Genomic DNA, 11,048 nt, shown 5'->3' on the forward strand with positions numbered 1-11,048 from the left:
TCAATGCGTGGTCCAGTGCGACGTCACCGGGCCTGGCCGAGAGCCGTCAGCAACTCGCGAGAATCTGGAATGTTGTAGCCGACGGTCTGCCATTGCTGCCGGGTCATCGAGAACGTCAACATGGTGTCGGCGCGGTCGCGACCTTCGCGGTGCGGATCCGCTGTCGCGTCTCGTTGCACCACACTGGCCCCTTCCCGCCCCGTCGACATCATTGGCGGCGCTGATGACGCAACGTGTCGAAAGCGGGGCGGGCCAGCGGCGCCCCGCCACTCAGGTGATCACGGATGCGTGCCGAACACTCCTCGACCGAGGACGTACCCGTGTCTACCTCGACGTCATACACACCGTGAACATGAACGTTCTCGGCTTGACTGGCCGCGGTCCCTGGCACCCGGTCGGCACGGACCGCCTCCCGGCGGACGAGTTCGGCAGTCGCGCAGTGCACCCGATGAGCACGACGTCGATCTCAGCCATGACCTCAAGTAGATCGGCGAGCCGCCATGGCTCGCTCAAGACATGGCCCATCACCACGTCGTTGCCCGCCATGGCCATCCCGGCCACGGCACGGTGAAATCTGGCGTGAGTCTTATACAGCACATCAGCTAGTGCAATCCCTTTCAGGGAACAGGCCTGACGATGCGCGCGCATCGCCCCGAAGTCGTCAACGGCCATGTGGAACCACGGCCTTTCGAAGTCGGCGAGCAGACGCTCCGCAATCGACGACTTGCCAGCGCTCGACGCGCCGTTTAACAACACCACCTGACCGGTCCCCGCGATGACAGCCATGCGGGTCCTCGTGCCGGCGATGCGGCCCAGACAATGCACCTAGCAATGGGTGCTCCGCGGCTGCCGCCGTGTCGCGCTTCCGGCTTATGGGAGGCTTCGTGGACATGACTTCGTGGCTGTTTGGCAGGCGAGCGCACCTCATCGGGATCGGTGGTGCGGGGATGAACGGCGTCGCACGACTGCTGCTGAGCCACGGTGTCGCGGTGTCGGGCTCCGACACCGTTGAGTCGGCGAGCGTCCGACTGCTGCGCGACCTCGGTGCACACGTGTCCATCGGCCACGACCCCACCAACCTGCCCGACGGCGAGGTCACGGTCGTCATGACCACGGCTCTCAGACCGGACAACCCGGAACTCGGGGCCGCGCGGCAGCGCGGACTACCGATCTTGGTTCGGGCGGAGGCGCTGGCCGCGCTGATGGCTGACCATCGCTCCGTCTGCATCGCGGGATCGGCCGGCAAGACGTCCACTACGTCGATGCTCACGGTGGCTCTCCAGCACGCCGGCTTCGATCCGAGCTATGCCATCGGCGGCGAGCTCATCGCGTCGGGAACCAGCGCTCATCTCGGGACGGGAATGTCTTCGTCGCCGAAGCCGACGAAAGTGACGGGACGTTCGTCGCGTTCTCCCCCGAGATCGCCGTGGTCACCAACGTGGGCGCCGATCACCTCGATTTCTACGGGACCCAGCAGGCGTACACGGCGACCTTCGACACGTTCGCGGCCCGCATACGGCCGGGCGGTGTTCTGGTCGTCTGTGCCGACGATCCCGGCGCGTCCGCACTGGGACAGCGCGTCGCGTCTACCGGGACAGCGGTGCACCGCTACGGCCGCGAGGCCACCGCTCCAGGCGATGCCACCCTCACCGCGTTCCATCCGGACCGAGGTCAAGCCCGGGTAAAGATGACCTACCGGGATCAAGCGTTCGAGCTGAATCTTCGAGTCCCGGGCGAGCACATGGCCCGCAATGCGCTCGGCGCGTTCCTGGCCGGTGTGGCCGTCGGAGCCTCGCTCGATGACATCCTTGCTGGGCTGGCTGCCTACGACGGAGTTCGGCGACGATTCGAGCTCAAGGGACGGGCCGGCGGCGTGTCGGTGTACGACGACTACGCGCACAACCCAGCCAAGGTGGCCGCGCAGCTGCGGGCGGCACGCCAGCTGACCGAGGCTCACGGCCGACTCATCGTCGCCTTCCAGCCCCACCTCTACTCACGGACGCTGGAATTCGCCAGCGAGTTCGGCACCGCATTGGCCCTGGCCGATGACGTGGTGGTGCTCGACGTGTACGGCGCCAGAGAAGACCCGATCCCCGGGATCGACGGTGGTCTCATCGCCACAGCGGTGCCGTTACCAGCAGAGCGGGTGCAATACGTTCCCGAGCGAAGCGACGTGTCGTCCGTGCTGGCGGGCCTCGCCCGTGCCGGCGACGTCATCATCACCATGGGGGCCGGGGACATCACCGCGCTGGGACCGGAGTTGCTCGAACACCTCGCACGCAAGGGGCGGTCGTCTTGAGCCCTGCCGCCGTGATGTGGAGCCTGTGTGGAGTCTGGGTTGCCGCTCCCCGAAGGTCAGGGAGTGTGCGCGCTGTCAAGGTCAGCCTTGGTCAGGACGGCGAGGACGGCGAGGCACACGTCGTCGAAGGCACTGCCGGTCTCACGGCGTCGGTCGATGGCGCAGATGACAGTGGAGACGTCTGCGCCGTAACGCCGAAGTGCCAATGCGGCATTGCGGACAGCGCCGCCAGTGGTGATCACGTCTTCGATCAGCGTGACCGTTCGACCAGCGACATCGGCGCCCTCGGCGAGTCGGCACGTCCCGTACTGCTTGGCTTGCTTGCGGACGAATACCGTTGGTAATCCGCTTATTTGACTGACTACGGTGGCCAATGGGACACCGCCCAATTCGAGGCCGCCGAGTAGGTCCGTGTCGGAGGGAATCAGCGGAACCATTGCCTGGGACATGCGTTTGAGTAGCTCTGGGTTGGCCTCAAATAGGTACTTGTCGAAATACTCGTTGGATCGCTGGCCTGATCGCAGCTCAAACTGCCCAGACAGGCGACAGGCGGCATCGATGTCAGCGGCCAGGCGTAGGTCCATCGGGTGATCTTCTCATCGCATCGCTGGACGGTGAGGCTGAGCCGTCAGTGGCTCTGGTTGTCGTCGACCATACGCGGCGTCGGCGATGACCTTCTCGACGGTAACGGTCACGGCAGGCGGGTGGTCCCATCGTGACCGTCAGGCGGCGGATATAACCGGCGCGCATCACCCTGGTCTCTCGGCGGAATGAGCGGAGCGTCGCCAATGATGCTGCGGGAGTTCGAACCTCATCGTGGCGGTCTGCGGAACGCGGAAGTGAGGTCCGGCGGCACCGGCGTCGACGTTTGCTCGTGCTGGATGTGCCACTAGCCCCCGTCGTCGTCAGCCTCGTCGCGCGGCTGCGCGCGCCGGGCTTCGCGGCCAGGCCCGCGAGTGGAATGCGCAGGCTTGAACTCACGGGCAATCGGTGCGGCGCCGAGGTAGCCTGCGCGGATGCAGGATTCAGCTACGCCACCTCCGAGCCGATCGCGACGCGACCTCGTCAAGGAGTTGTCACTCGGGATGGTCACATTCGGCGCGGACGCCCGGAATCTCACCGCCCAGGGCAACCTCACAGCCGCTCAGACACGCCGGCTTCTCCCCGCCGGTTTGGTCGCGGCAATCGGTGGTGAACTCCTGGCGAGCACCGCGTACCTCGCGATGGGCCGCTGGGCTTACGCCAGTGCTGCCCTGGTCCGCCAACTCGTCGAGGTCGAGTACCTGGCGTGGGCGGTGACCAACGACCCGGATGATGCCTGGGAATGGCTCAAGTCCGACAGGCAGACGCGCCTGCAACGTTGGCAGCCGGGCAAGATCCGTCAGCGCTCGGACGGCCGTTTTCCGAACACCGACTACCACGCACACTGTGAGGCTGGCGGCCATCCCGTCCCGGAACCTGCGATGTGCATCCTCGACCACCGGGACCAGTGGGTCGAGCTCAGCCTGCACGAAGCCGCTGTGCACGGGACGGCCACGTGGCACTACCTCCTGCAGGCCGTTGGCGACGCGCCGGTTACGGCAGCCGAGAGTCACCACCGTGTGATCGACGAGGCGTACGACGTTTGGCGCCGAACCGAAACCCTGGACCACGGACTCCAGGGTCAAACTGATGGGCAGTGACGCGTGACCTTCGAACTCGTCGACCTCCGACCCGCCGCATCCGATGATCGCTGGTGGACACCGCCGTTCGACTCCGCGGTCGTCTACGAGCATCCGCACTGGTGGAACCGACAGCTTGGGGACGAGCCCTGGTTCGTGCAGGTGCTCGAACACGGCATCGAGGTGGCGCGGGTCGAGTTCGACGATCCAGGCGGCATCAACCCGAACTACGAGGGCGTGCCGGAGCTCGGGGACGAGCGCCTGGAGATCCAGTTCATCGAGGTGTCCGCCTCGGCTCGGGGGCGTGGCATTGGGACCAGGGTGGTGCGCGGCCTAGCTGACCGGCACCCTGACCGGCTGCTCTTCGCGTACAGCGAGGCGGCCGACGGGTTCTGGGACTTCCTCGGCTGGGAACCGTTCTACGACTCGAGACCTGGCCCCGTTGGCCGCACCCTGTTCATCCAGCCGGCCCGGTTGAGTCGGCCTGGGGCGCGGTGCCGGGATTACTCGCGGTCCGTTTCCCCAGGCCGCTCGCCGAACCCGGCGTGCGACTTTCATCGCACCGGGCTCTCCACGGTTCCTGCCGTGTGGGCATGGTTGTGCAGGGTCCAGGGGGTGGGGATGGTGTTACCCCGGTAGCGGTAGCGGGTAACCGGCACCGCCGCCAAGTTGAACAACTCGATCCCGTCCACCGTGATCGGCCTCCACTGCCCAGTGGGTGTGGTGAACCGACGACGGACGTCCTTCCACCTCCAGCGATGCAGCCTGCGCAGCCACCCGATCACCCGCCACCACACGAAGTGCGACAGGCGACTGAGCGTGCGTTTGCAGGCCGCATGTTTGAAGTAGTTGACCCAACCCCGCATGATCTGATTGAGCCGGATCAACACGGTCGCGGGATCCTGCTGCGACGTCCTGCGGGTAAGGGCACGGATCTTGGCCTTCACCGACCGGATCGGCCGGTCGGCGATGAAGGTGTAGACGTGCCACTTGTTGGTGCCCCTCTTGCGTTTCCACCGGATGTGGAAGCCGAGGAAATCGAACCCGTCGCTCATGTGCACCACCTGGGTCTTGGACTCGGAGAATCGAAGTCCCAGGGGTTCGAGCACAATGGCGATGTCTTCGCGTAGGGTTTCGACGTGCGCCCGCTCGCCGTGCACGAGGATGACGAAATCGTCTGCGTAGCGGACGATTCGCCACCTTGGCAGGCCATGGACGCGACGCCGGCTGCGCAGATAGGCCGTCGACATCTCCCCGCCCGACTCCCAGGGCCTGTGCAGGTGCTCATCGAGCACCGACAGGGCGATGTTGGCCAGCAGCGGGGACAAGATGCCGCCCTGCGGCGTCCCGGTGTGGGTGTCCTCGCGGTCGCCGGCCTCGGTGAGGACGCCAGCCTTGAGGAACGCCTTCACCAGGCCCAGCACACGCTTGTCCTTGACCCGGCGACGCACCCGGTCCATCAAGGCCACGTGGTCGATCGAATCAAAGCACGCCTCGATATCGGCATCCAGCACCCATCGATACCCCTGGGTGCCGTACTGATGGATCTCGGCGATCGCGTCCTGGGCTCGCCGCATCGGCCGGAACCCGTAGGAGACCGGCACGAAGTCGGCCTCAAAGATGGGTTCCAGCACCAGCTTCAGCGCGGCCTGAACCACCCGATCAGCTACGGTGGGGATGCCGAGTTTCCTCAGCTTCCCCGACCCGCCCGGTTTGGGAATCTTACGTTCCCGCACCGGTTGCGGCCGAAATGCGCCCGCCTTGAGCTGAGCGCGTAGATCATCCAGGAACCCGGGCATCCCGACCCGCTCCTCGACGTCGGCGACCGTAAGGCCATCCACGCCCGGTGTCCGGGACCCGGTATTACCCGCAACCCGGTCGAACGCCACGAACAGCGTTGCCGGGTCGCACACGAAGTTGAACAGGTCATCGAACCGACGGCCAGGATCGGCCGCCGCCCAACGGTGAAGTTTGGCCTGCATCTCCGATACCCGCTGGCGCGGCCCCGCGGGCAACTCCAGCGCGGCGCCGGTATTCACCGGCGCACCTTTCGACATTACAGCCTCCGTCCCTTCTCGAAACTGCTGCCGCCCTTCCCCATGTGCACGGGCTCTCCCCGGCTCGAAGTACTACGGCGGCTCCGTCCCGTCTCGGCCCGATCGGTCGACGATGAACCCAGCCCGACCACCGTGCTGGAGGCACGACACCGGGCAAGGACCCGAGACGGTTCCCACGTTCACTGTGATTCGCTCGACGAAGGAGGAGCCCAACTCTGTCCCTGCGGCATCGCCACGGCTACCCCGCAGCACGTCACCGTGGCCTCCCGAACCGACATCCACAAGCCAGTCCAGAAGTTCCCTGTCCCAACGCAATTGAACAGGTGCGCACCGCGCCCGGCCCATATCCGCCAGATTTGAGCCGGTTTACCTTTCGAAGGACGTACTCACGCTGGTTCCTCGCGTACTCCACTTCGTCACGCTCGCCGAACCCACACCACCTGGCAGTATTGGCGCGTCCCGGCTTCGTCGGGGCTGCTCCCGCCCATCCCGGCACCTCCCGGGACCGGCTGCCCCCAGCTTCACCGTTCCTGCTGCGACAGGCCCGGCGGCGAAGGTCTCTCACCTCCACTCGAAACATCAGCGCCTCGTGGCGCACGTAGGTCTTGGTAGACGGCGGTTCTACCACCGCGATCTGTCGGGGCGCCTGCGTACCGTTACGTCCCGTGAACCCGGACGACTTCTTCGAGGAGATCGAGTCCATCAGTCCGTGGACCAACAGCGCCACGACCACCACCAAGCTGCGCCGAGATCTTCTCAACGAGTTGCGGGCCGGACCTGTCGCCGGTGTCGACGACCTGGACGCGGCGATCGCGTTGACGCACCTGGTGTGGGACGACCTGATCGCGTTCGGCACGTCCGGAGGCAATACCCTCGACGACAAGGAGATCGCACTCGCGCAGCGCGCCCTCACCGCGATCCTCGCGCGCATCGGCATCACGCTGAGCTTCCCGTGGCGGGACTTCAGCACATTCAAGGCGCACTGGGTACGCAACGGCTGCTACAACTCGTGGCAGGCACGCCGCGACCTCCTCAACGAGTTGTTCACTCCGGTTCAAGCGGAGTTGGATCGGCAGGAGGACGCTGCGTTCCGCGTCGTGAACGCCGAGGCGGTGTCGCCGCACACAAAGACGGGCTGGCCGAAGGTGGACGAAGAGCTCACCGAGTTGCGGCGCCGCTTCCGGACCGCCGCCACCACGCAGGACTACCGGGACACCGGTAACCGAGCTGTGGCGGCCTGGAGGCCATCAGCCGCACGGTGTACGACCCCGCGGTGCACGTGCGCGACGGGGAGACCGAACTGTCGCCCGACAAGACGAAACTGCGCATCAGCCGTTACGTCGAGGACTCCCTGGCGGGCAAGGACAATGAGGCGATCCGAGGCGTCGTGGTGAAGACGATCGAGCTGACCCACAGCGTGAAGCACTCGACAGCGCCAACGCGGCGGGAGGCAGGGATCGCCGCGGACGCGGTGATCATGCTCGCGAACATCCTGCGCCGGGTGGACCAGGACTTCTGAGCCGGTAGGCGTGAGAGGTGCCGATACCACGGTCACGATTCCGACGCGCACCTGCGGGGTTACCGCACACCGCTGCGAGTGGTGCTGCACCATAGGGACCATGGGGACCTCTGATACCTCCGCCGCGCGCATCGCCGCTACGGGGACCGTGGTAAGCATCGGCTACGAGGGGAAGACTGTCGGCGACCTCGTCGCGCAGCTACTCGAACAAGATGTGCAGGTCCTCGTCGACGTGCGTCTGACCCCGCTGAGCCGCAAACCGGGCCTGTCGAAGACGAAGCTATCCGAGGCACTCGCCGCGGTGGGCATCGGTTACGTACACCACCGCGCCCTGGGCAACCCGAAGGACAACCGCGCCGGGTTCCGCGCCGGTGAGCCGGAGTCCCGCGCCCGGTATCGCGACGTCCTCGACAGCGCCGCCGCGACCGACGCGCTGGCCCACGTGTGCGAGCTGCTGGACGGTGGCGTGGTGGCGCTCCTGTGCTTCGAGCACGACCACGCCGAGTGCCACCGCGACATCGTGGTGCGCCGACTCATGAAAGCGCGTCCGGACGCCGCAGTGGTGCACGTCTAGAAGAGGGCGTTTTCGAGCTTCGGTCGCCAGACGCCGAGGACCGAGAAGGACCGGCGGTGCGCGTTCTGGTTCCCGACGTAGAAGTGCACGTCGTTGTCCGTCGACAGCATCTCGTCACGCCACTTCTTGAGCATCGCCTCGCGGGCGCCGGGGTCGCCGTACTCGCGCAGCCACTTTCTACCGGCCTGGCCCGCCTCCCAGTCGAGCACCTTCTGGTGGTGGCCGCCGCATCCCGCCGACTCGCAGTGGTAACGGTACTTGACCGCGAACGGTGCCGGTTGCAGCGGCTTGAGCGAGGTGCCGAACAGGTCGGGGGCGGATGCCTTGTCGATCTTCGCCTGCGCGGCCGCATCCCACGGATCACCGTCACCCACGGTGACGGTGACCTTCCTCGGTTTGATCAGGCCAAGTGACGGTGACGGTATCGCCATGCCGCCCTTCGGATTCCGGTCAATAAGTTCGCACATCGTGGTGGCGCCGACGAGCCCGTCGAGGTTCATCCTCCGCCGCTGCCAGTTGCTGCCGGTGTCGAGTTGCTCCACGTGCTCGAGCTCGTCCTGGCGCGGCCGGAAGGACTCGGGCCGGTTGTCGTTCACGTGCTGGTACGCCCCGTTAATGCGGATGATCTCGTACTTCTTAAATTGGCTGTCGAAGTCGGCGTTACGGAACTTCACCGGGTACAGGCGGATCCACTCGGGCTGGCCGCGGTCGAGTCGGACGCCTGCCACACAGACGGTCTCGCCGTACGTCTCGCTCGGATTCGGGTAAGTCTTGACGGTGATCATGACGTCCGCGGTTTCCTCGCCCGGCCGCGGCGGCTTCAACCCTGCTGCACCGGCGGCGTCTCCCAGGTCGCTGTCTCCCATCGAGGCAGATTAACGGCTGCGTCAGCTACCGACCGGGACGTTGGCGCGTGACACCGCTACGTGGTCGATCGTGACGCCAGCAGTCGCGTTCACCCCTACTCGTCGGCGGTGCTGATTAGGGTCATGCCGTGCCCCTGGAACTCGCCAACCACCGCGCCGATGCTTAGCTGGCCCTTGGCGTAGCTCTGCCGCTGCGTTGCGACCCATGAGCCGAGTCTGAATCCGCTGTCGGTGGCGTAAACCTGGGGGCGGACGCGCAACTTGACGCGGCAAAACTGTTTGTGCCGCAGACCCAACAGGACGTGTTGTTTGGGTTCGCTGCATGGATATTCGCGCCCGAGGAAGTGTGGTCAGACCTCGTCGCCGAAACCTGAGAGGAATCCGTCGCCACGGACGATCTCGATGCGGATCACGGACGATCCCCGCGGCTGACAGAATCCACACTCACGTAGAAGGGTTTAGGATCTCACGCACGACAACTCGCACCTCTCGAGCACGCACCATTAACGGTAAACCGTTGTGGCACAACCATTTTCGCCCTAGCGAATTGCCGGGGTTGCTGTCCGATTCGGAACTAGTTGAGAGTAATCCGGGAAAGCCTGAGTGCTGTCCGCCTTCTGGCCTGCTTTCCACAACTATCTGACAGTGCCGCCCATCCCGGCCTGCTCGCATCAACCTGGACCAATCCAGCCGGTATGGCGATGCCACGGTCCGCCACGACCCGATTCCACGACTGCCCGAGAGCTCCGGACCGAGGACGGCCGGACGATCCAGAACCATCTGACAGCGCCGGACAAAGTGCCACCCCGAGTCCGGCTACACAGTGCGGTCAATTCGTCACTGTGACATTACTACCGTGGTGTGGCGGTCCTCGTTTGCCAGCCCATGAGCGCGAGTGCCAATAATGTGGATAACGTTGCTTATCCATCGTTAAGTACTCCGTTTTCATCCGATGACACAGCTTGCTTCGCAACCTGTTCAGAAGGACCGCGGGCGGTTTGATCCAAACTAGTTGCCAAGGGCAGGGTTTCAGCTCCCAATGCAGCGTAGCCAGCGGGCCGCACGGGTGTCGCGATTGGAGCTGCTCACACAGACCCCTACGACCTGCCCTATTGTCAGTATGATGCACTGCTGATTCGGGTTGGAGGATGCTATGCCGGTCGATAAGAGCGGCCGCGTCTTCGTCGTGGGCCCCCTAACGGTCGGTCAGCTTAGGGCGAACGCGGTACTAAAGTGCCAAATCCCTGGCTAACGTGATCACATGGTCGTCACTCGCGAAGTCACCTACGACGTCGACGGACTGACGATGGTCGCGCACTTGGCTCGGCCTGACGGCAAGGGTCCTTGGCCGTCAGTGCTCATCGGCCATGACGGAATCGGTCTCGATGACTATCAACGCGGCCGCGCCGACAACCTCGCCAAGCTCGGCTACATCACCCTCGCGATGGATTACCACGCTGGCCGGACGTTCTTCGGTGACCCGCAAGCGATGCTGGCTCGGGTCATGCCACTGATGGCTGACCCCGTCCGCATGCAAGCCATTGGCCGTGCTGCGCTTGACGTTCTACTCGCTGTGCCCGGCGCCGACCACAACCGGCTCGCAGCGCTCGGATACGGTGCCGGCGGCCGAATCGTGCTGGAACTTGCCAGCGCGCGAGTACCATTCAAGGCACTCGCCGCGATCCATCCGGGCTTGCCAGCCGCCCGCACCGAGGATTGGATGAACGTGGGCGGAGCCTTCTTGCTATGCACAGGCTCCGAAGACCCGCTCTGCACCCCAGGCCAACTGTTCACGTTCACCAGCGCGCTTCAGGACGCCGGAGTTGACTGGCGCGTAATCGTTTACGGCGGAGCCAAGCACGCTTTCTGGGCCGCTCCGATACAACCTGACGGCTCATTAGCCGGTGACACCACCCACGCCATTGCCACCGTGCCCGGCGTGGGCCATCACGCTTTGCACGCGGGACGGGCGTGGCAGGCGGTGCTAGATCTGCTCGACGAGACAATTGGATCTTCGTCTGCTTCGGTAGAGCAGCCGTGACGATGAGCTTACTTCTCCCCGCGGGATGTTC

Annotated in this window: 11 protein-coding genes and 2 pseudogenes; 7 read left to right on the forward strand and 6 right to left on the reverse strand. The window is 65.2% G+C overall.

The window, feature by feature from the left end:
• Positions 1–23: 23 nt before the first annotated feature.
• Entirely contained in the window at positions 24–182 is a 159-nt protein-coding gene (locus ACVWWN_RS00310; RefSeq protein WP_457142132.1) for a hypothetical protein, read from the reverse strand.
• Between the two features lie 26 nt (positions 183–208).
• Positions 209–786 (reverse strand): annotated as a pseudogene (locus tag ACVWWN_RS00315) (chloramphenicol phosphotransferase CPT family protein).
• A gap of 104 nt (positions 787–890) precedes the next feature.
• On the opposite strand from ACVWWN_RS00315, the pseudogene murC reads away from it, so the two are divergent.
• Positions 891–2,299 (forward strand): annotated as a pseudogene (gene murC / locus ACVWWN_RS00320) (UDP-N-acetylmuramate--L-alanine ligase).
• A gap of 56 nt (positions 2,300–2,355) precedes the next feature.
• Here murC and pyrE read toward each other — a convergent pair.
• Positions 2,356–2,883 carry an orotate phosphoribosyltransferase gene (pyrE, locus tag ACVWWN_RS00325; RefSeq protein ID WP_457142133.1) on the reverse strand — a complete coding sequence of 176 codons (528 nt, stop codon included), beginning with the start codon at positions 2,881–2,883 and terminating at the stop codon, positions 2,356–2,358.
• A gap of 432 nt (positions 2,884–3,315) precedes the next feature.
• Here pyrE and ACVWWN_RS00330 point away from each other — a divergent pair, with 432 nt between their 5' ends.
• Both ACVWWN_RS00330 and ACVWWN_RS00335 read left to right on the forward strand, forming a co-directional pair.
• Positions 3,316–3,981, forward strand: a complete 666-nt coding sequence (locus ACVWWN_RS00330; RefSeq protein WP_457142134.1) for a hypothetical protein — start codon at positions 3,316–3,318, stop codon at positions 3,979–3,981.
• Between the two features lie 3 nt (positions 3,982–3,984).
• Complete coding sequence (locus ACVWWN_RS00335) at positions 3,985–4,599, forward strand: GNAT family N-acetyltransferase (protein ID WP_457142135.1); 615 nt, start codon at positions 3,985–3,987, stop codon at positions 4,597–4,599.
• Here the strand turns inward: ACVWWN_RS00335 and ltrA are convergent.
• The gene (gene ltrA, locus ACVWWN_RS00340; protein WP_457142136.1) at positions 4,515–6,017 is read right to left on the reverse strand and encodes a group II intron reverse transcriptase/maturase; all 1,503 of its coding nucleotides are present in this window, start codon (positions 6,015–6,017) and stop codon (positions 4,515–4,517) included. The two genes, ACVWWN_RS00335 and ltrA, sit on opposite strands and share 85 nt — an antisense overlap.
• Before the next feature lie 665 nt (positions 6,018–6,682).
• Between ltrA and ACVWWN_RS00345 the strand changes: the two genes are divergently transcribed.
• The 3 genes from ACVWWN_RS00345 to ACVWWN_RS00355 all read left to right on the forward strand — a co-directional run bounded on the left by ACVWWN_RS00345 (position 6,683) and on the right by ACVWWN_RS00355 (position 8,110).
• The gene (locus tag ACVWWN_RS00345) at positions 6,683–7,411 is read left to right on the forward strand and encodes a hypothetical protein (RefSeq protein WP_457142137.1); all 729 of its coding nucleotides are present in this window, start codon (positions 6,683–6,685) and stop codon (positions 7,409–7,411) included.
• Complete coding sequence (locus ACVWWN_RS00350; protein WP_457142138.1) at positions 7,408–7,536, forward strand: hypothetical protein; 129 nt, start codon at positions 7,408–7,410, stop codon at positions 7,534–7,536. The genes ACVWWN_RS00345 and ACVWWN_RS00350 overlap by 4 nt, the downstream gene beginning before the upstream one ends.
• A 100-nt stretch (positions 7,537–7,636) precedes the next feature.
• Positions 7,637–8,110, forward strand: a complete 474-nt coding sequence (locus ACVWWN_RS00355; RefSeq protein WP_457142139.1) for a DUF488 domain-containing protein — start codon at positions 7,637–7,639, stop codon at positions 8,108–8,110.
• Here the strand turns inward: ACVWWN_RS00355 and ACVWWN_RS00360 are convergent.
• Both ACVWWN_RS00360 and ACVWWN_RS00365 read right to left on the reverse strand, forming a co-directional pair.
• Positions 8,107–8,895 (reverse strand): hypothetical protein, encoded by a 789-nt coding sequence (locus ACVWWN_RS00360; RefSeq protein ID WP_457142382.1) that lies wholly within the window; start codon positions 8,893–8,895, stop codon positions 8,107–8,109. The two genes, ACVWWN_RS00355 and ACVWWN_RS00360, sit on opposite strands and share 4 nt — an antisense overlap.
• Before the next feature lie 176 nt (positions 8,896–9,071).
• Positions 9,072–9,272, reverse strand: a complete 201-nt coding sequence (locus ACVWWN_RS00365; RefSeq protein WP_457142140.1) for a helicase associated domain-containing protein — start codon at positions 9,270–9,272, stop codon at positions 9,072–9,074.
• Positions 9,273–10,237: 965 nt separating this feature from the next.
• Here ACVWWN_RS00365 and ACVWWN_RS00370 point away from each other — a divergent pair.
• Entirely contained in the window at positions 10,238–11,017 is a 780-nt protein-coding gene (locus tag ACVWWN_RS00370) for a dienelactone hydrolase family protein (RefSeq protein ID WP_457142141.1), read from the forward strand.
• Positions 11,018–11,048 lie beyond the last annotated feature (31 nt).

The sequence above is a fragment of the Mycobacterium sp. URHB0021 genome (assembly GCF_054057895.1).